The 21936-nt window shown below is 41.9% G+C and carries 16 protein-coding genes and 1 pseudogene; 16 read left to right on the forward strand and 1 reads right to left on the reverse strand.

What is annotated here, in order from left to right; translation table 11 throughout:
- Nucleotides 1-35: 35 nt before the first annotated feature.
- Complete coding sequence (locus IUZ65_RS01145; protein WP_195704948.1) at nt 36-2615, reverse strand: penicillin-binding protein 1A; 2580 nt, start codon at nt 2613-2615, stop codon at nt 36-38.
- A gap of 140 nt (nt 2616-2755) precedes the next feature.
- Here IUZ65_RS01145 and pilM point away from each other — a divergent pair, with 140 nt between their 5' ends.
- The 16 genes and pseudogenes from pilM to astD all read left to right on the forward strand — a co-directional run bounded on the left by pilM (nt 2756) and on the right by astD (nt 21927).
- A complete protein-coding gene (pilM, locus tag IUZ65_RS01150; protein WP_195704949.1) occupies nt 2756-3817 on the forward strand; it encodes a pilus assembly protein PilM in 1062 nt (353 codons plus the stop codon).
- Complete coding sequence (locus tag IUZ65_RS01155; RefSeq protein ID WP_195704950.1) at nt 3810-4364, forward strand: PilN domain-containing protein; 555 nt, start codon at nt 3810-3812, stop codon at nt 4362-4364. The genes pilM and IUZ65_RS01155 overlap by 8 nt, the downstream gene beginning before the upstream one ends.
- A complete protein-coding gene (locus tag IUZ65_RS01160; RefSeq protein ID WP_195704951.1) occupies nt 4361-4984 on the forward strand; it encodes a type 4a pilus biogenesis protein PilO in 624 nt (207 codons plus the stop codon). Before IUZ65_RS01155 ends, IUZ65_RS01160 begins: the two co-directional genes overlap by 4 nt.
- Nucleotides 4985-5141: 157 nt before the next feature.
- Nucleotides 5142-6185, forward strand: a pseudogene (gene pilQ / locus IUZ65_RS01165) (type IV pilus secretin PilQ); the annotation flags it as partial.
- 246 nt (nt 6186-6431) lie between these two features.
- A complete protein-coding gene (gene aroK, locus IUZ65_RS01170) occupies nt 6432-6950 on the forward strand; it encodes a shikimate kinase AroK (RefSeq protein ID WP_195704953.1) in 519 nt (172 codons plus the stop codon).
- Between the two features lie 22 nt (nt 6951-6972).
- On the forward strand, nt 6973-8058 hold the full coding sequence (aroB, locus tag IUZ65_RS01175; RefSeq protein ID WP_195704954.1) for a 3-dehydroquinate synthase: 1086 nt from the start codon (nt 6973-6975) through the stop codon (nt 8056-8058).
- Nucleotides 8059-8102: 44 nt separating this feature from the next.
- Complete coding sequence (locus IUZ65_RS01180) at nt 8103-9563, forward strand: AAA family ATPase (protein WP_195704955.1); 1461 nt, start codon at nt 8103-8105, stop codon at nt 9561-9563.
- A gap of 64 nt (nt 9564-9627) precedes the next feature.
- Nucleotides 9628-10485: a Dam family site-specific DNA-(adenine-N6)-methyltransferase gene (locus IUZ65_RS01185; protein WP_195704956.1), complete on the forward strand. Its 858-nt coding sequence runs from the start codon at nt 9628-9630 to the stop codon at nt 10483-10485.
- 105 nt (nt 10486-10590) lie between these two features.
- Nucleotides 10591-11265, forward strand: a complete 675-nt coding sequence (gene rpe, locus IUZ65_RS01190; RefSeq protein WP_195704957.1) for a ribulose-phosphate 3-epimerase — start codon at nt 10591-10593, stop codon at nt 11263-11265.
- Between the two features lie 809 nt (nt 11266-12074).
- Nucleotides 12075-12761 carry a phosphoglycolate phosphatase gene (locus IUZ65_RS01195; protein WP_195704958.1) on the forward strand — a complete coding sequence of 229 codons (687 nt, stop codon included), beginning with the start codon at nt 12075-12077 and terminating at the stop codon, nt 12759-12761.
- Nucleotides 12762-12932: 171 nt separating this feature from the next.
- Nucleotides 12933-13937, forward strand: coding sequence for a tryptophan--tRNA ligase (gene trpS, locus IUZ65_RS01200; protein ID WP_195704959.1), 1005 nt, complete (start codon nt 12933-12935; stop codon nt 13935-13937).
- Nucleotides 13938-14361: 424 nt separating this feature from the next.
- A complete protein-coding gene (locus IUZ65_RS01205; protein WP_195704960.1) occupies nt 14362-16995 on the forward strand; it encodes an ExeM/NucH family extracellular endonuclease in 2634 nt (877 codons plus the stop codon).
- 124 nt (nt 16996-17119) lie between these two features.
- Complete coding sequence (locus tag IUZ65_RS01210; RefSeq protein ID WP_195705163.1) at nt 17120-17698, forward strand: aminodeoxychorismate/anthranilate synthase component II; 579 nt, start codon at nt 17120-17122, stop codon at nt 17696-17698.
- A 406-nt stretch (nt 17699-18104) separates the two neighbouring features.
- Nucleotides 18105-19310, forward strand: a complete 1206-nt coding sequence (locus IUZ65_RS01215; RefSeq protein WP_195704961.1) for an aspartate aminotransferase family protein — start codon at nt 18105-18107, stop codon at nt 19308-19310.
- Between the two features lie 77 nt (nt 19311-19387).
- Nucleotides 19388-20407 (forward strand): arginine N-succinyltransferase, encoded by a 1020-nt coding sequence (astA, locus tag IUZ65_RS01220; protein WP_195704962.1) that lies wholly within the window; start codon nt 19388-19390, stop codon nt 20405-20407.
- A gap of 47 nt (nt 20408-20454) precedes the next feature.
- On the forward strand, nt 20455-21927 hold the full coding sequence (gene astD / locus IUZ65_RS01225) for a succinylglutamate-semialdehyde dehydrogenase (RefSeq protein WP_195704963.1): 1473 nt from the start codon (nt 20455-20457) through the stop codon (nt 21925-21927).
- Nucleotides 21928-21936 lie beyond the last annotated feature (9 nt).

A 21936-nucleotide genomic window follows, 5' to 3' on the forward strand; every position in this document is an offset into this window, starting at 1 on the left:
TCAAACGAGCAGTATGACACTTTTATGTTCAGAGTTTAGAAGAGCGACTCTTCTTCACCTGATTCACCTTGGGCTGAGTAGAGGTCCAACTCATCGCGGTTGGAGTCTTCGATATACTCTTTGGGTTCTGTACCTTTTTCGAAGTATTCAAACATAGAAGAAGAGCCTGACTTTTTGGTTAGAAGCCCAGAATCTCTATCGATACGAATACGGATAATCCCTGGAGGGGTCACTTTTCTTTCTTGTGGCACATTTTCTAACGCCACTCTCATGAAGTCGATCCAAGCGTATTGGGCCGTTTTTGCACCCGCTTCTCCACCTGGAGCTTGCTCATTTTTGCTTAAATTAGCATTTTTGCTGGTGCGGCCTAGTTTTCGATTATGGTTATCAAATCCAACCCATGATACCGCGACAACACCCGGACCAAAGCCGTTGTACCAAGCATCTTTGGAGTCGTTGGTTGTACCTGTTTTACCACCTATATCTCTTCGGCCCAATTTTTGAGCTCTGAAACCTGTGCCATTCCAACCCGTTCCTTTCGACCAGTCACCCCCACCCCAAACGTTACTGTAAAGCAGTTCTCTGACCAAGAATGCATTCTGCTCTGTAATCACTTGTGGTGCATAGTGCTGTTGCTCTTCTTCGTCTGTGACGTCAACTTCATTAAACTCTGAGCTTGAATCATTGGCAGAAGTAACATCAACGGTTTGATTGTCACAGTTATGTTTACACACTACCGTCGGTTCTACTTGGTATTCTAAATCGCCAAAAGGACCTTCTATTTTCGAGATATAATAAGGCTCAACATAGTAGCCCCCATTAGCGAATACGGAATATCCTTGGGCCAATTTGACCGGCGTTAGACTGCCAGCCCCAAGAGCAATGGTCTCCGATTTCGGTATCTTATCTAGCTCAAAACCAAAGCGAGTTAAAAAATGACGAGTATCCTCTAAGCCAACCGCTCGAAGCACTCTGACTGCCATGACATTTTTAGACTGCGCCAAGCCAATGCGCATGCGCGCTGGCCCTACGTATGTTGGCGGTGAATTCTTTGGTCGCCATGCGGTGCCTCCACTTTCATCCCATTTATTGATTGGTGCATCGTTAATTAGGGTTGCCAATGACATGCCCTTATCAATTGCCGCAGAGTAGATGAAAGGTTTGATACCAGAACCAACCTGTCGAACAGATTGTGTTGCTCGGTTGAACTTGTTATGGACGAAGTTGAAGCCACCAACGAGGGATAAAACCGCGCCATCGTTAGGGTTGATGGCAACAAAAGCGGTGTTAGCGTTAGGAACCTGGCTGAGTTTCCAAGCGGTTTCTTGCGTTGTACCTTCCGCTTCATTCTTATCGCCAGACGATTCCTTTACTATGAGTGGCCTCACCCAGATCTGCTCACCAGTAGCTAAGATTTCTGATGCCTTTTTGGGGGCAGGTCCTTGTCGATCGTCGGTGATGAATCTTCTCGCCCACTTCATTGCGTCCCAAGAGAGCTCCGAATATCCACGGCTCTTGATATAAATTTGAGCTGTTTTTGAGTCTACCGACGTCACTATCGCGGGTCTTAGTTCGCCGTAGCTTGGCTGACTCTTTAGGTGGCGCTCCAATTCATCTTCAGTAAGGGATGTTGCACCTTGTGCCCACACTTCTTGCTCTGCACCTCGATAACCATGCCTTTCATCATAGTTAAGTAAATTTTTAATAGCCGCGGTTTGAGCGGTCTTTTGTAACGTAGAGTCAATGGATGTAAACACTCGCATTCCGGAGGTATACGCATCCTCACCATATTTATCTACCATCCATGCACGCGCAATCTCTGCAATATACGGAGCATTAACCTCTATTTCTGCTCCGAAGGAGCGTCCAGTCAGTTCTTCGTTTCGTGCTGCTTCAAACTCTTCTTGAGTGATGTATTTTTCATCGAGCATTCGAGACAGTACAACATTGCGTCGCGTCGTTGCGCGGTCAATCGAGTAGATAGGGTTCATCGTGGAAGGGGCTTTAGGTAAGCCTGCGATTAGTGCGACTTCACTTAGTGAAAGGTCTTTTGCTTCCTTTCCAAAATAGACTTGTGCGGCGGCACCGACACCATAAGAACGGTGACCCAAGTAAATCTTGTTTAAATAGAGCTCTAAAATCTCATCTTTTGTCAGCAACTGCTCAATATGAAATGCAATGAACATTTCTTTGATTTTACGGATCAATTTCTTTTCGTTAGATAAGAAAAAATTTCGAGCGAGCTGTTGCGTAATGGTACTCGCCCCCTGTTTTGCTGAACCGGACATGATCACAACGACAGCTGCACGGGTGATACCGATTGGGTCTATGCCAAAATGTGAGTAAAAGCGACTATCTTCCGTTGCAATTATCGCTTCTAGAAGTTCGTCTGGCATGTCCTCCAATCTAAGAGGGATTCGGCGCTTTTCACCAAATTGAGCGATGAGTTTATTGTCTTTGCTATACACCTGCATGGGTGTTTGTAACTCGACATCTTTTAATGTTGCCACATCTGGAAGTTGAGGCTTCAAATAAAAATAGAAGCCAAAGATTGTCGTCACTCCAAGAATGATGCAAATCACTGAAAGTATGAGTAATCGCTTTATGAACTTCACCGAAAATTTCCTGATTGGTTGAGGTCGTCTAGTTACGAATCCGAGTACATTAAGGCGAGAGCTTAGCACAAGGCATTTAGCTATGACCTCAAAATTTATTTTCTGTCTCACTCAAGACCTTTAAATGGAGCAAGATCAACATGGGAGAATCATTGATAATAGGTATTGATATTGGTCGCTTTCACCTAAAAGCTATTGTGCTGAGCGCAAGTAGCGAACGGTATATTCTAAAGTCTTATCAACAAATCATCACGTCCACTGCGCTATTTTCTGAAACTAATCTGTTTAATCATCAAGAAATTGTAAAAAAACTCCAAGTTTTAAAACAGAAGTTACCTAGATTCCCTTCAAATGTCGCCGTTTTTATACCTGATAACGAGGTATTTCATAGCATTATCAATATTGATTCGAAATTAATAGCGGCTGAAATTCAGTTCGCGGTTGAACAAGCGTTATCTATAGAATTCACAATACCTATACAAGATCTTAACATTGATTTTGTGAAAATTGATGGTAAAAACGGAATAAATTCATCGACGATAGAAATGGCGGTTTATGCGACCTCTCGTGAAGGCGTAGAAATTCGAATAAATGCACTACACCAGGCCGGCTTCAAACCTGTATTCATAAGCAGTGAAGGTCAATGTTTATCCGCGTTACTGTACTTAATAGAAAAACGAGCCACTGCTGAACGATTAAGTGAAGCAGAACCAAAGACACTAATTGAGGCAAAAAAAATTCGACATGGTTTGCTCCATATCGAAGAAGAGATCACAACCATGTGCTGTTTGAATCAAGACAACTTCACTCATATTAAATCATTGCCGTTTGGGCTATCGACTATGAAGGTGTTAGGTGGTGAGCAATTCTTTGAACAATTGAGTCAGGGCCTATCTTGTGAACTGGAATCGATGCTTATTTCTGGGCTGGTCTTTGATGAGTTCAAGTTTTGGTTGAATGCTGAAGCAGATGACTCAGTTTATCCTTGTTTTCAAATCGTCCAACGCTTCAATAATGTGAGGAACCGCAATTACCCCAACCAACAAAATCAGTTTGAGACACTAATCATTGAAATAGAGTTGCTAAAGCTGACAGACCTCGTTGATTCAGAAAAAGATGTTACAGAGCTTAATGGTTATGCAAAGGCAATTGGAATCGCGGTTGGCTACGATATCTGGAATAAGGGCCAATGCGATGCATAGAATCAATTTTTTCCCGTGGCGCGAAGAAGAGAAGAGACAGAGTAAACGACGTTTCTTGCGGTTGATGGTTGTGGTTGCTGTTGTCACGGTCTTTTCACCGTTTTTCATTAATCGTTACTTCCAATCTAAGGTAACAGAAATTCAAACGTCATTGGCTGAACTCAACGCCCTTCAACAAGCGTTAAATCAACGTTTGACTCAGTTAGTTTCCTTAGAGGCACAGCGACAAAAAACAAGTGAAAACCTCAGTCATATTTTAGAAATACAAGAGAGTAGGTATCTTACTGCCCTTGCTTTACAACAACTACCACCGCTTATTCCTGATGCTCTTTTTTTAGAAGAGTTAGGTATTCAACGTGACGATATAATTTTGAAAGGAGTCACAAATGAAGTGAATCTGGTAAACGTATTTGCAGAGGCATTGAAAAGCAGTTCAGCTGTCTTTGAGTTTGAAGTTAACTCCATTACAGCAAAGAACCAAAACCCTGAACAACATGACTTCTCGCTTTCATTTCGTTTTGATCAGAAAAGGAGAGGCAATCAATGAATAGTTGCAGAATGAGTTGGACAGCGTACATCCTACAACTGAAACAGCTGAGAATAGAAGATATTGTGCAGTGGCCCCTTTTTTTTAAAGCGAGTTTGTTGGGGGTTATATCTCTTATTTCTCAAGCGATAATGTGTTGGTTTTTCATCGTTCCCAAGATAAATGAATTTGATGGTCTAACCGATTCATATATTGAAATGCAAACGATGATAGCGGCTAAAAAGAAACACTTGACGCAAATGCCGTTTTTAAATCAAACCATTGATGCCCAAGATAAACAACTCGCCCTATTTTTAGACAGTCTGGTTGACGAGAATAGCCTCTCAAACGTACTCGCTTCGATAAGCGAACTTTCTAAGCGAGAGAACCTTGAGCTTATTCAGATAAAATGGGGCCCCAAAGAGCCTTTTCGTTTCCTATATCGAATACCTATTCACGTTGAATTAAGTGGACGATACGGCGATTTTATTTCTCTTTCACTGGCAATAGCACAGCTAAAAACGGTGGTAGTACTTGACCAGTTTCATTTAGAAAAAGAGCGGAGCAGTCGAGGGATGTTGAAAGCGACGATGACAGCGTATACGTTCCAACATCAAGCCGTGGTAAGTGCGAATGAATGAGAAAAAACGTTATCTGCTATCAGGTTTGTTGATACTAGCGGCTCAAGCCTACTACCTTGAGAGGCTGCATGGAAAAGAGATCAAAACCAATGCTATCCATGTTAAGAACGCCACCAAGATAAACCAAGTGGAAAAAATAAGAGATCCCTTTGCAACAGAAAGTACTGTCTCATTAATTTCTCCTACTCTAAGCAAACCGTTGTTTAAACGTAACAAAAAAGTTAAGGAGAAAGATCTAGAAACCCTATTTATCAAACTGCGTTATGCGAATGCAGTGAACGTTGTGCAGTTAATTGAGCGCAATGGTGGCAAAAGCCTGCTCAGTGAGCAAGGCAGTATCAGTTTTGATGAAAGAACGAATATTATCATCTTGAAAGAGGGGCCAGAACCGATTAATGAAATTACAGAAATTATCCATCAAATTGATGTTCCAGTGAGGCAGATCCAGATTGAAGCACGTATAGCGATCATCAATGAAGGTAACATCGAAGAGCTCGGTGTGCGTTGGGGAGTGTCATCAAAAAAAGACCATCTCGTTATCGGTGGCTCGATTGAAGGCATTGCTGATATTGGCTCATCTGGTGACGAATCTTCCGGATCGGATATTAGCGATTATCTCAATGTGAATCTTGGTAGTACATCGGTTAACTCATCGAGTATCGCATTTCAGATTGCGAAATTAAGCTCCGCCACTTTGCTTGATCTAGAGCTTTCGGCACTTCAGTCAGAATCTAAGGCAGAGGTTATTTCAAGCCCTAGGCTACTGACTATGAATAAAAAGCCAGCTTATATTGAGCAAGGAACAGAGATTCCCTATCTAGAGTCGAGCGAAAGTGGAGCCGCAACGGTTAAATTTAGAAAAGCGGTGTTGAGTTTAAAGGTAACCCCCCAAGTGGTAGAAAAGAATCAGATCATCTTAGATTTACTTGTCACTCAAGATAGACCGGGTCAGATTGTCAAAACCGGAACGGGTGAAGCGGTTGCGGTTGATACACAAAGGATCGATACGCAGGTCATTGTGAACAATGGTGAAACAATTGTTTTAGGTGGTATCTTCCAAACCACCAGCATACGTTCCGTTGATAAAGTGCCGTTGCTTGGTGATATACCGATAGTGGGAAGGCTATTTAGGCGCAATTATGACAATGAAATGAAAAGAGAATTACTTATATTTGTCACACCAAAAATAATCGATAATTAGGTTCTAATCATTTGATTTGAATTGTTTTTGTTGATTTATTTGTGTGTGTTTATTAGATGATTTTTGATGAAATTAAGAAAACAAAGTAAAATTAGGTTGCATTACGGTCAGCAGATCTAGATAATTTCGGGTCTTATCACGACAGTACTGTGAGGGATCGGTGTCACCAATGAAGTTCGCTGAAATTAATTAGCAACCTAACGAGTGGCAATGACATTGAATTAACGCTGTAAATTAATGTTGAACATGGCTGAAAAACGTAATATTTTTCTTGTTGGCCCAATGGGCGCCGGCAAAAGTACAATAGGTAGACACCTAGCATCGCAACTGCATATGGAGTTTTTGGACTCAGATACAGTTATCGAAGAACGCACAGGCGCAGACATTGCCTGGGTATTTGATGTTGAAGGTGAAGATGGTTTCCGCATACGCGAAGAAACGGTTATTAACGACCTAACTGAACAACAAGGTATTGTTCTAGCGACGGGGGGTGGTTCGGTTAAAAGTAAAGATAACCGCAATCGTCTATCTGCTCGAGGCATTGTTGTGTATCTTGAAACAACAATCGAAAAGCAATTAGCTCGTACAAACAGAGACAAAAAACGTCCACTATTGCAAACGGATGACCCAAAAGAAGTTTTGGAATCACTCGCGGGTGAGCGTAATACTTTGTATGAAGAAGTGGCGGACTATACTGTTCGTACTGATGATCAAAGTGCTAAAGTAGTAGCAAATCAAATCGTAAAAATGCTAGAAGAACGTTAAGTTCAATTACGGAGAGCAAACCATGGAAAAGATCACGGTTGATCTTGGTGAACGAAGCTACCCTATCTCTATCGGCGCCGAGTTATTTAATAACTCGGCGTACTTTTCTTTTTTATCCCCTAACAAAAAAGTTGTTGTTGTCAGTAATGTGACGGTTGCTCCGCTATACGCAGATAAAGTTGTTTCGCTTATAGAGAAGCAAGGTTGTGACGTTTCAGTGCTAGAGCTACCTGATGGCGAAAAATATAAAACGCTTGAAACATTTGAGACCGTAATGGGCTTTTTGTTGGAAGGTAATTTCTCACGAGATGTAACCCTCGTTGCGTTAGGTGGCGGAGTTATCGGTGATTTAGTCGGCTTTGTAGCGGCTTGTTACCAACGCGGTGTTGATTTTGTCCAGGTACCAACCACGTTATTATCACAGGTAGATTCATCTGTTGGTGGTAAAACCGCCGTTAATCATTCTCTTGGCAAAAATATGATTGGGGCGTTTTATCAGCCTAAATCCGTCATTATTGATACCAATTGTTTGGCGACGCTTCCAGATAGAGAGTTTGCAGCGGGTATGGCCGAAGTCATTAAATATGGCATCATTTATGATCAAGACTTCTTTGTTTGGCTAGAAGAAAACATGGATAATCTTTATGCACAAGATAAGCAAGCACTTACTTATGCTATTGCTCGTTGCTGTGCAATTAAAGCCGAAGTTGTCGAGCAAGATGAAAAGGAGGCGGGTATTAGAGCTCTGCTTAACCTTGGTCATACGTTCGGACACGCGATAGAAGCTGAATTGGGTTATGGCAATTGGTTACATGGAGAAGCTGTTTCTTCTGGAACTGTGATGGCGGCTAAGACAGCTCAGCTACAGAGTTTGATTACAGAACAGCAACTTGAAAGAATAATCGCTATACTTAAGCAAGCAAAGTTACCAGTGCACACACCAGAGTCGATGTCTTTTGATGACTTTATGAAACATATGATGCGTGATAAAAAAGTACTATCTGGTCAACTACGCCTTGTTCTTCCAACGGGTATTGGTTGTGCTGATGTCGTGTCTAATGTTCCAAGTGAGAAGATTGAGCAAGCGATAGATTTTTGTCGGCGTTGATTTATTATCTAATTCATTAACTTGAACTTAATAGGATAGCTTGAATGAGTTTGGCCCACGAGTTGCGTGTTTTAGATTTAGAGTCGCAAATAGAATTGCTGGATCGTTTACGACTACTAACGCGATTTGGTTCTAACTTAACCAATATTACCGGAGATAAAAACTCCGGTAAATCTTGGATAGCACAACGCTATTTAGAAGCTTGGGCTCAAGATAAAAATCAATCCCTTGTTATGTGCCATGCCAACCAGACGGATGCACAAAAGCGAGCCATACTGTTAAATCAGATAGTCCCCAATCCACTTTTTAATGAAAATGATGCCATTGCCGATAGCTTCAGTCGAATGATTGAAGATAACCCGTGCGATGTTGTTATAGTTATTGATGACGCGCAGTTATTAAGCGAAGCATTATTAGCAGAGTTATGGACGCTGGTATTACAGGCGCAAGTTAACCCGCAATGGAATATTAATGTAGTGTTGTTTACTACAGGTAATGATTTGGATAGTGTTTTATCTCGTTTGAGCTATGGCCAAGAAACAAAACCCCTCTCATTAGAGGTAGAGCCGCTGTCGGCTAAAGAAATAGAAATGTTTATGGAACTCTTGGTATTAAAATATGTACCGGGAGAAGACGAGAAAAGAAAGGTTCGGAATAAAGTTAAAAAAACGCCACCGCTACCAGGTGCTTTGATGGCATTAGGAGAGAGTAAAGTGGAAAAACGAATAATCATTCGCTCAATTATTGGTTCACCAATGAAAATAGCGGCATTGGTACTTATTTTATTTTTGCTTATCCTTGGTGGCTACTTTTGGTTTTATAGCCAATCTGGGCCAACAACAGAAGACTCGACTAACATTGATAGCCAGCCAGTGGAGCAAACCGTCATACCAACAATTGAAACCCTCGAAGACGGTGGTGCATCGTTATCAGGCAATCAAGAAATGATTGACGAGACTGGAGCCGTTGACGATTCCAAATCTTTACCGCCTGCAATAACCAATAGTTCTGCGACTGTCGGTCAATCTGATGATGGTCAACGAGTGGTAGTGCCTTCAGTGGTGGTTGACGCTCTGTTAGAAGGTGACACATCAAATTCGCAAGTTATCGATGATGCTGTGCTTCAAGCCCAGCTAGAGCAAGCGCCTCCTGTTGCCCAAACTGAATTTAAACGAGACAAGGGTGCGCCACCTCTAGTGACCTTTTCGTTTTCTAAACAAGAGTTAATGGCGGTGTCTGACAGAAATTATACGCTGCAAATTGCTGCACTTCAGTCTTTGGATGAAACACAAAGATTTATCACCAAGTACGGTATAGAAAAAGACGTTAGAATTTACCCTACAAGTCGTGGTGATACCCAATGGTTTATCGTCACCTATAAGGATTTCACCACCATTCAAGAAGCACGTAACGCAAGGGTTGAGTTACCTCAAGCCGTGCAAGATTTAGAGCCGTGGGCCAAATCTATGCTTCAAGTACACAGAGAAATTGAGCGTGCAAATTAACGCTAAGCTTAAAATGTGTTACAGTCCGCAACCTTGTGAATTAGTCGGTGGTTTGAAGCGGTAAATGAAGAAGCAACGTGCCTTTCTGAAATGGGCTGGTGGGAAATATGGGCTTATTGAAAATATACAAAGCCACCTGCCACCTGCAAAAAAATTGATCGAACCATTTGTTGGTGCGGGTTCTGTTTTTTTGAATACCGATTATGAAGAATATCTGCTTGCGGATATAAATCTGGATCTGATTAATATCTATAATTTGGTAAAAACAGAACCAGAAAAGTATATCGAAGAATCCAAAAGGTTCTTTAAACCTTCGAGTAATCGAAAAGAGTTTTATCTCGATATTCGAGCGCAATTCAATGCAACTGACGATGTCTGGTTCCGGTCTACCGCTTTCTTGTATATGAATAGATTTGGCTTTAATGGGCTATGTCGATACAACAAAAAAGGCGGATTTAATGTTCCGTTTGGTTCTTATAAAAAACCTTATTTCCCTGAAAAAGAGCTGATTTTTTTTGCTGAAAAGGCAAAAAAAGCAACGTTTGTATGTGAAAGTTATACCGATACTTTTTCACGAGCACGAAAGGGCAGCGTTATTTATTGCGATCCGCCTTACGCTCCACTATCCAATACGGCAAACTTTACTTCCTATTCAGGCAATGGATTTACGCTTGATGATCAAGCGACCTTAGCTGAAATCTCTGAACGTACAGCTAAAAAACGTGGTATCCCAGTGCTTATCTCAAATCACGATACGGCTCATACTCGCCGCCTATACAAAGGTGCAGAGCTAGATACCATTCAGGTAAAGCGCACTATCAGTCGAAATGGTGCAGGTCGAAAGAAAGTGGATGAACTTTTTGCTCTGTTTACGCCACCAGAAGAGATATCAGACGATAGGGTTAAAATGAGCCTTGTATAAGGGTTATCACTTATACCCAATTCAGGCCACTTAGCACTATGATCTCTTGGTTTCCTTAGGTAGAATTGCGACCACATTTCGCCCAATTCTATAAAGAGACCGAGTATGAAAGATTTTCTTATTGCCCCTTCAATTTTATCTGCAGATTTTGCCCGTTTAGGTCAAGATGTAGAAAAAGTGCTCGCAGCAGGTGCTGATGTTGTGCATTTTGATGTAATGGACAATCATTTCGTACCAAACCTCACGTTCGGCGCGCCAATCTGTAAAGCACTAAGAGACTATGGTATTACCGCTCCAATTGATGTGCATTTAATGGTTAAGCCTGTTGACCGAATTATCCCCGATTTTGCAAAAGCTGGTGCAACCATGATTACCGTGCATGCAGAAGCGACCGATCATCTAGATAGAAGCATTCAGCTAATCAAAGAATGTGGCTGCCAAGCTGGAGTGGTGTTTAACCCAGCGACCCCTTTACACTATCTTGACTACCTGATGGACAAGGTGGATATGATTCTATTGATGTCGGTTAACCCTGGCTTTGGTGGTCAATCATTTATTCCAAGCTCTCTAGATAAATTGAATGATATTCGCCAGCGTATTAAAGCATCTGGTCGTGATATTCGATTGGAAATTGATGGCGGAGTTAAGGTCGATAATATCCGTGAGATAGCGGAAGCCGGTGCCGATATGTTTGTTGCTGGTTCTGCAATCTTTAATCAGCCTGATTATAAAGCGGTCATTGATGAGATGCGTGCAGAGTTAGCTAAAGTGAAAAGCTAGAGGTTCATTAACTTCACGAAAAACAACGTCATCCCCACGAAAATGAGGATCTAGAAACACCGAGATTCCCGTTTTCACGGGAATGACGAGTTGTTAATGTATTCGAAATTCGTCATCCTCACGAAAGTGGGGATCTAGAAACACCAAGATTCCCGTTTTCACGGGAATGACGAGTAGTTAATGTAATCAAAATTCGTCATCCTCACGAAAGTGGGGATCTAGAAACACCGAGATTCCCGTTTTCACGGGAATGACGAGTCGTTAATGTAATCGAAATTCGTCATCCTCACGAAAGTGGGGATCTAGTTCCACCAAGATTCCTGTTCTTACGGGAATGGCGAGTCGTTAATGTAATCGAAATTCGTCATCCTCAAGAAAGTGGGGATCTAGAAACACCGAGATTCCCGTTTTCACGGGAATGACGAGTCGTTAATGTAATCGAAATTCGTCATCCTCACGAAAATGGGGATCTAGAAACACCGAGATTCCCATTTTCACGGGAATGACGAGTCGTTAATGTATTCGAAATTCGTCACCCTCAAGAAAGTGGGGATCTAGAAACACCAAGATTCCCATTTTCACGGGAATGACGAGTCGTTAATGTATTCGAAATTCGTCACCCTCAAGAAAGTGGGGATCTAGAAACACCAAGATTCCCGTTTTCACGGGAATGACGAGTCGTTAATGTAATCGAAATTCGTCATCCTCACGAAAGTGGGGATCTAATTCCACCGAGATTTCTGTTCTTACGGGAATGGCGAAGGATTTTGGTAAAAATAAGATGTATGACTCTCGTTATGGAGAACAAAATGTCATTTGAGAAAGTAAAATTCATCGCCTTTGATTTAGATGGAACGTTATTAGATAGCGTGCCGGATTTAGCCTTCGCGGTAGATCAAACAGTACAAGCGTTAGGTCATGACCCTATCGAAGAGATTCAAGTACGTGATTGGGTAGGAAATGGTGCTGACGTACTTATTGCTAGAGGTCTTAGCCGAGATATTCACGTAGATGAAAACTTAAGCTCAGATGAGATTAAGAAGGCGCGTGAGATGTTTGATTGTTTTTATGCGGAAAGTGGTCATAAACTGAGCCCTCTTTACCCTACTGTTTTTGATACTTTGTGTCAGTTGCAACAGCGTGGGTATATCATGTCATTGGTTACCAATAAGCCTTCCAAGTTCGTGCCTGAAATTCTAGAACAACATGGGCTTACACACTTCTTTTCCGATGTCATTGGTGGTGAAGACTTCCCCAAACGTAAACCCGATCCTATGGCATTGAACTGGCTGCTCGAAAAACATGGTTTTTCGGCGGACGAGATGCTCATGGTAGGGGATTCAAAACACGATATATTAGCCGCGAAAAATGCACGTTGCCTTTCGTTTGGTCTGACGTATGGTTATAACCATGGCGAGCCCCTTTCTGATTCCAATCCGGATATAGTTGCAGACCAACTCTCGACATTATTAGAAATATTGCCAGAGGCAGTGTAAAACTCTGGAATTATGCGCCTCAATGAGTACACTGGATTACACCCAAGTTACGGCAAGGTGCTTGGGTGTAATGTTATTGAAAATCAAGATAATACTCCGGAATATTAAAGCGTTTAGCTAGATATGACGGCAATTAACTAAAGTTTATAAGTAAGCAAAGGAAATCATAAAATGAGCAAACCTATCGTATTAAGTGGTGTTCAACCATCAGGTGAACTAAGTATTGGTAACTACTTAGGTGCTCTACGTCAGTGGCAGCGAATGCAAGACGATTATGATTGCCAATATTGTGTTGTGGATCTGCATGCGATTACCGTTCGTCAAGATGCGAAAAAGCTTTATCAAGCAACCTTAGACGCACTGTCGATTTGCCTTGCTGTTGGTGTAACACCAGAAAAAAGCACGTTGTTTGTTCAGTCTCACGTTCCTGAGCATGCACAACTCGGTTGGATTCTTAACTGCTATACCCAAATGGGTGAGCTAAATCGCATGACTCAGTTTAAAGATAAATCAAAGCGTTATGCGAATGATATCAACGTGGGCCTATATGACTACCCAGTATTAATGGCGGCGGATATTCTCGTCTATCAGGCTGAGCAAGTTCCTGTTGGTAGTGACCAAAAGCAACACCTAGAACTCGCACGTGATATCGCAAATCGCTTTAATAATATCTATGGTAAAACCTTTGTCGTGCCTGAACCTTACATTCCTGAGGTCGGTTCACGCGTAATGAGTCTTCAAGATGCGACGAAGAAAATGTCGAAATCGGATGATAATCGTAAAAACGTTATTACGCTTCTTGAAGATCCAAAGTCGATCACGAAGAAGATAAAGAGCGCGGTTACTGACCCAGAAGATCCGCCACGCGTGATTTACGATATTGAAAATAAGCCGGGTATCGCTAACCTGATGGGCCTTATGTCTGGAGCAACGGGTAAAACTTTTGCAGAAATTGAAGCCGAATATCAAGGCAAGATGTATGGCCACTTGAAGGGTGACGTAGCAGAAGCGGTGGTTTCAATGCTTGAGCCTGTGCAAGCCGAATACAAACGTATTCGAAATGATAGAGCCTACCTTGATTCAGTGATGAAAATGGGCGCGGACAAGGCGTCTGAGCGCGCTGCTATCACGTTGAAGAAAGTCTATGAAGCGGTGGGATTCGTTACTCGTCCTTAGGGCTTGTTGACCTTTCATCGAGCGAATTAGTTACTACATCAGTGGAAGCCACCTTAAACGGTGGTTTTTTTATATCTAAAAATCCCTTTTTTACAATGTATTGAATCAATCCGGAAAAATAGGATTCTCAATATTGATAATACGCGAAATTATTAGAGGCTAGATTGCCCTTTTGACGTAAAAGTTATCGATTGCTTTCTCATATTTAATGAAATTGGTTCCAAATTTAAAATTGTCAAAAAAGTAAAGCATTACATTCACATTACCTTGTTGAACTTTGCTCTAGTATTTGTGATGTAAATTCTAGGATTGATTTACATCACAAATACTAGTAATTCGATTGAGCTGTTCGAATTAAATACAACAATAAAGAGATTAGCTAACCAACACTGTGTTTCATGTGTGGCGAGTTAGAAGGTGAATTATGGATAATAACTTTTTTAAAAAGAGTGTCTTAGCTACAGCGCTATGTGCTGTTTCATATTCCGCATCGGCCGAGATTTTTATTTCTCAGTATGTTGAGGGTGGGAATCATAATAAAGCGATTGAGATTGCGAATACCGACTCGGAGGCGGTGACGTTAGAAGGCTATATTCTCGCTAAATCTGCAAACGGAAATGGGATTTGGGGGAATGATTACATACTAGATGATGTAACCATCGGCGCCAATGATGTGGTGGTGTTTTCAAACTCTCAAGCAAACGCTGAAATTCAAGCCGTAACCGATTTTACAGACAACGGAGTCATTAACCATAATGGAGATGACCCTATTGCAATACTCAACGCTTCTGACCGTAGCGTGCATGATGTCATCGGCGTGATGGGAGATGTAGATTGGGGGAAAGATGTCACATTAGTTAGAAAGTCTTCTGCTCATAACCCTTCTGCTAACTATTCTGCAAGTGATTGGGACTCTTTAGAAAAAGATGATATTACCAATCTAGGCCTTTTAGAAGAACTGCCTATGCCTGTCGCATTCGACTGTAAGGTTGATGGACAGGAGCCATTATATACCCGTATTTCCGATATTCAGGGTGAGGGGGATGCATCCCCTTTGTTGGCTGAAGACTCATACAGCAGTAGTGATAGCTATTTTGTTAAAGGTGTTGTGACAGCAGTTACCAGTTCCATTACTAAAGGCTTCTTCATACAATCATTGGCCGCTGATTCCAACCCAAAAACCTCTGAAGGCTTATTTGTCTTCACCAATAGTTCGTCATCAGAAGTGGTTGCCGGTGATGTGATTTGTGCTTACGGCAAAGTGAAAGAGTACTACTCAAATACGCAGCTTTCTATTGATAAGGATGATTGGGTTAAGCTTTCTGAACAAGCGGTACCTGAAGCAACAGCAATGAAAGTGAGCAACACAGATCAGGATTTTGAGCAAACACTTGAACGCTATGAAGGTATGTTGGTGAAAACCGATGCCAACCTTGATATGCGTGTGACGAGAACCTTTGGTTATGATTACGGTTCACGCCGAAATAACATGGTTCTTGCACAGGGTCGCCCTAATATGCAGCCTAACCAATTATATGTGGCAGGGTCTGAAGAAGCGGATGACCAATCTGAACAGAATGCGATTAAACGTCTATTTGTCGACTCAGATGAAAAAGCGCCAAATGGTGTGATTCCATATTATCCTGACTTTGCTAGAACCGATGCGGACTCAGATGGTTCTACAGAAGACTATATTCGAATCAATGACAGAGTTGATGGTTTAGAAGGTGTACTTGCTTACACATATGGCGATTTTCGTATGATCGTTACCAATACGGTAACGGCAGAAAACTTTGAACATCTATCACCGAGAACCGATTCGCCTGAGCTATATGAAGGTGATCTTCGAATAGCAACATTTAACGTACTTAACTACTTTAACTCGCCTTTTGGTGGAGATAGTAATCAATTTGGCAGTAACCGTGGTGCGACAACGCAAGAAGATTTTGAGTTGCAACAGGAGAAAATTGTTCAAGCTATTCTTCGATTAGATGCAGATATCATTGGTCTTATGGAAATTGAGAACAATGGGTTTGGTGATAAATCAGCTATCAAGCAATTGCTCGATCAAGTTAATAGCCACATCTCTAAGAAAAAAAATAAGTATGCTTTTGTTTCATACGATGGCAATGCTGACGGTGTTATAGATGCGAATGATTCTGTGGGAACCGACGCCATTGCTGTTGGCGTTATATATCGTCCTAAAGCGGTGAAGTTAGTTGAATCTAGAGTCATCCTAATGCCATCTCAGCAAGCTCCAGAAGTAAAAGATTCAGAGGGTAAAGTCATTGAGGACGGTAAGAATTATCAACGTGATTCTTTAGCGCCAACGTTTAAAGTAAAAGGTATGAAAGGTAAGCATGGCAACAATAAGCTGACTATCGCCATAAACCACTTTAAATCGAAAGGCTCTAAATGCTGGGAAGATGCCGCTCCTATTGAAGATGGTGGACAAGCAACCAAAGACCTAGATCGTCAAGGGTCATGTGAAAACTTCCGTGTTTCCGCTGCCGTTGCATTGGGTGAGGCGCTTAGTCAAATTGATGGGCATAAAGTCATTCTTGGTGATATGAACTCTTACGCGAAAGAAGACCCGATGCTTGTTCTAACGGAATTTGATTCACAAAGTCTCGGTCGTGATATTCGTGCAGCAAGAAATACCTACATAGATGGTGTTGAGTTGCATGGTGATGAAGGTGAGGTGATCAATAAAAGTTATGGTTATATAAATGCCATCTCTCTTTTCCACCCAGAAGCATGGAGCTATTCGTACAATGATGAAGTGGGTTCTCTGGATCACATCTTAGTCAGTGATTCTTTAGAAGCTAAAGTTGTCGATGCTGTGGATTGGCATATTAATGGTGGGGAATCGACTTTATTTGAATACAGCAGTAAGTACACTGGTGACCTTCCTAAGTACGCAGACCATTATCGTTCATCAGATCATGATCCTGCCGTGCTCGAGCTAGACATGAAAGGAGGCGGTGTTGGTTTTGCTCTACTTATTGGTTTAGCGGGTTTTGGCTTTGTTCGTTCTCGTGAGCAAGCTTATAAGTAAGCCCTCTTAGTTTGTTAATAAAGGCCAGCACGGCTGGCCTTACTTTTCTTTTGTTCGTTTTTTCTTGCCTTTCATTTTGCCTATAGCACAATACTGCCTTAGTAAAACTGCCTATATGACCATTATGTTACTCATTATCGATAACTACGATTCATTTACCTACAACTTGTATCAATATTTTTGCGAGCTTGGTGCTGACGTGAAAGTGATAAGAAATGATCAAATTGATCTTCAAGGTATTAATACGCTTAACCCTTCTCACCTTGTTATCTCACCGGGTCCATGTACGCCAAATGAGGCCGGTATATCATTAGAGGTGATAAAATACTTCTCTGGGAAGTTACCTATATTAGGCGTCTGCTTAGGGCATCAAGCCATCGCTCAAGCCTTTGGTGCTGATATTATTCGTGCAAGTAAAGTCATGCATGGGAAAACATCTATTATTAGGCATAACAATAAAAGTGTATTTAAAGGCTTGAATGACCCTTTAACCGTGACTCGATATCATTCACTTATTGTTGATGCAGATTCACTTTCAGACTGCTTTGAACTGACCGCGTGGACTGAAAAAAAAGATGGTTCTGTGGATGAAATTATGGGTTTTCAGCACAAAACGTTACCTATCGATGCCGTCCAATTCCATCCAGAGTCAATTAAAACAGAACAAGGTCACGAACTGTTGGCTAATTTCCTACGTCGCTAACTTAATAACTAGATTCATTACTGGTTATATTTTGAGTTATTAATCTCTTCGTAATTGTCAAAGATCTCTTTTCTTAACATTTTTTTTCTCTAAAATAAAAAAATCCAAATATGAAAATTTATGCGCAGTTAAAAATACTGCCGTAGATAAACTGTATGAAATTGCTGTAGAAAGTGATTTAGACAGTAATATTTTGGGGGATTATATTTATAACAGTGACTAATTAATGAATAAATCGTCAATAATGGGCCTTTCTCGCTGAGCAGTAATTGGAAAATAAGTATCAATAGCTATTGAATTAGTTAATAAATTGTTAATACAATGCGAGAGTAGAATAAATCACCAGTTGGCTAATTCATTTGTGGAATTAAAAATGGCCAATAGCGCGAATATGGAGTGTTAATCAATGGATAAGAAAGTCGAACGTAATTGGTTCAATGACGTGATGGTACCTTGTTACAACCCGATGGAGATGATTCCTGTTAAAGGTGTTGGCTCTCGAGTATGGGATCAACAAGGTAATGAGTATATCGACTTCGCGGGGGGAATTGCGGTTAGTTGTTTGGGTCATTGTCACCCGGTAATGGTGAATGCGATAACAGAGCAAGCGAATAAGATTTGGCACTTAAGTAACGTTATGACCAATGAGCCTGCGTTACGTTTAGCAAGAAAGCTCACCGAGATCTCATTTGCGGACAAAGTGTTTTTTGCTAACTCTGGTGCAGAAGCGAACGAAGCGGCTCTCAAGCTTGCTCGACGCGTTGCCGCGGACAAATACGGTGATGATAAATCAGAGATTATCGCCTTTAAACAAGGCTTCCATGGGCGAACATTCTTCACCGTAACTGTCGGTGGTCAAGCCGCCTATTCCGATGGCTTTGGTCCGAAACCTGGCAATGTTACTCACCTAGATTATAACGATATTGAAGCGTTTAAAGCGCAAATATCGGATAAAACCTGCGCCGTTATGATGGAGCCTCTTCAAGGGGAAGGCGGTATTGTCTCTCCGAGTAAAGAATTTGCTCAAACCGTTCGTGAATTGTGTGATAAACACAATGCACTTCTCATTTTTGATGAAGTCCAAACGGGTAATGGCCGTACCGGTACCTTTTATGCCTATGAAGGTTTGGGTGTAACGCCAGATATCTTGAGCACAGCAAAATCGTTGGGTGGTGGTATCCCTATTGGTGCCATGTTAACAACGGATGAATTTGCACCTCACTTAAAAGTCGGTACGCACGGTTCAACATACGGTGGTAACCCATTAGCGTGTGCCGTTGCCGAAGCGGTGGTAAACCTTGTCAGCAAACCTGAAACACTTGCTGGAGTAAAAGAAAGAGAGGTTCTTTTCCGCGACGGGTTGGCTAAAATTAATGAGAAATACAATATTTTTGCTGAAATTCGAGGGCAAGGCCTTCTTATAGGTGCTGCGTTGAATGATGAGTGGCAGGGCAGGGCGCGCGATGTGCTTGTTGCTGCAGGAAAAGAAGGCTTGATGTTGTTAGTGGCTGGAGCAAGCGTTGTACGTTTCACACCTTCACTTGTTATTGACAAAAAAGATATTGAAGAAGGTCTAGCGAAGTTGGATAAGGCTATCGCTTCAATCGTGTAAGAAAAATGGAACTTTGAGTACCTAGTCTCTGGTGACAATCTAGAGTCTAGGAACCATAACTGCGAGGAGTATTGCAGATGCTGGTTGTTAGGCCAATAAAAAATACGGACTATGAAGCGCTACATGTATGCGCTGTCGAGTCTGGTCATGGATTCACATCCCTTCCTGTAAATGAAGAATTGCTGACTAATCGAATCAATAATTCGGTAGAGAGCTTTAGTAAACCCAATGTGACGGAACCCGGTGATGAAGGGTACCTAATGGTTGGCTTTGATTCAGAAACAGGCGAAATAGGCGGTACAACTGGCATAGAGGCATCGATTGGGTGGGATGTTCCATTCTATACCTACCATATTAGTAAAATAGTCCACTCATCACCTAAGCTTGGTGTGAATAATATTGTTAAGTTACTGACATTTGGCAACAACTACACGGGTTGTTCGGAAGTCTGCACACTATTTTTAAGACCAAGTTTTCGTGCGGGCCTCAATGGACGTTTGATGTCTAAGTGCCGATTTTTGATCATGGCAGAGCATCCAGAGCGTTTTTCTGAAACAGTATTCGCTGAAATGCGTGGTGTATCTGATGCTGATGGTAACTCGCCATTCTGGCAGTGGTTGCAAGAACACTTCTTCTCCATTGACTTCACCTTAGCTGATTATCTTACAGGTATTGGGAAAAAAGGGTTTATTGCAGACCTTATGCCTAAGCTACCAATTTATATCAACTTGCTAAGTAAAGAAGCACAAGCGGTTATTGGTAAAGTTCACGAGAATACAGTACCCGCACTTAAGCTCTTAAAAAGAGAAGGTTTTGTTTGTCGAGACTATGTCGATATCTTTGATGCAGGTCCGACCGTTGAATGCGACCTAATGAATATTGTGTCCGTGCGAGATTCATTTAAAGCCAAGGTAAAAGTGAGAGAACATACTAGTTCGCAAGATTATCTGATGATTAACACTTCTTTTGAGAACTTCCGTGGCACAGCGGCGAAAGGTGCTTTTGATAAAGAGACGAACACCGTACTTATATCACCTGAAGTGGCGAAGGTATTAGAAGTTAAAGATGATGAATACGTTCGGATGCTCACCCAATAGTGACGCTTGATTGAGTAAAGTGAAACCGTAAAGATTAAGGAAAAAAGATGGAACAGTGTTCTTCAGTTCAATGGATTGCAAATCAATGGGTTGCTGGTCAAGGCGAAGCAATGAATTCGACCTCTCCTTATAACGGTAACGTTATTTGGCAAGGTGTTAGTGCGACGTCTGCACAGGTAGAGCAAGCAGTAAAAGCCGCGCGCACTGCATTTGTTGATTGGAAAAAATTAAGCTATTCAGAGCGAGAGACTTATATTCTTGCTTTTGCTGAAGAAGTGAAGGCAAACAGCGAAGAGATTGCTCAAATTATTGCTAAAGAGACAGGGAAACCTATCTGGGAAACTCGTACTGAAGCGGGTGCGGTTGCAGGTAAAATCGCGATATCTATCCGTGCCTATCATGAGCGTACTGGAAACACACAGCGTGAAGTTGGTGATAACCAAATTGTACTTCGTCACAAACCACTTGGTGTTATGGCTATATTTGGCCCGTATAATTTCCCTGCTCATCTGCCTAACGGACATATGGTACCTGCTCTTTTGGCAGGGAATACGATGGTTTATAAACCGTCTGAACAGACACCTGCGACAGCCGAACTCATCGTTAAATTATGGGAGAGAGCTGGGTTACCAACAGGGGTTATTAACCTTGTGCAGGGGGCAAAGGAGACCGGTGTAGCACTTGCCGAATCGAAAGGCATCGACGGTTTACTCTTTACCGGAAGTGCAAATACTGGCCATATTCTTCATCGACAGTTTGCTGGTCAACCTGACAAGATGCTTGCTCTAGAGATGGGCGGGAATAACCCGATGGTGATCTCAGAGAATTATGGTGATCTTGATTCTACGGTCTATACCATTGTGCAATCCGCATTTATCAGTGCAGGTCAACGCTGTACTTGTGCTCGTCGCTTATATGTACCGGTAGGCGAAAAAGGCGATGTATTAATCAAAAAATTGACTGAAGCGACGAATAATATTTTGGTTGATGAGCCATTTGCTGAGCCTCAACCTTTTATGGGGCCGCAGATCTCTGTCCAAGCCGCAGCATTTATAATAAATGCTCAAGCCAACCTCATAAAGCTAGGTGCAGAATCGATTGTTGAAGCAAAGCATACTAGCGCAGCCTTTGTAACGCCGGGCCTAATTGATGTTACCAATATTAAATCTTTGCCAGATGAAGAATATTTTGGACCGCTTCTACAAGTTGTGCGTTATGAAGGGCTAGAGAAAGCCGTTGAGCTTGCCAATGATACTCGTTTTGGCTTGTCAGCAGGGTTAGTGTCTACTGACGACGGTGAGTGGACGTATTTTGTTGACCATATACGAGCTGGTATCGTAAACCGCAATCGTCAATTAACTGGAGCAAGCGGTGATGCACCGTTTGGTGGGCCCGGAGCCTCGGGTAACCTACGACCAAGTGCCTATTATGCCGCTGACTATTGTGCGTATCCAATGGCTTCAATGGAAGGAAGTGAAACAGTACTGCCCACAACGTTGAGCCCGGGTGTCAAACTATAATAGTTAAGT

This window comes from Vibrio sp. VB16 (genome assembly GCF_015594925.2).
Lineage (GTDB): Bacteria > Pseudomonadota > Gammaproteobacteria > Enterobacterales > Vibrionaceae > Vibrio.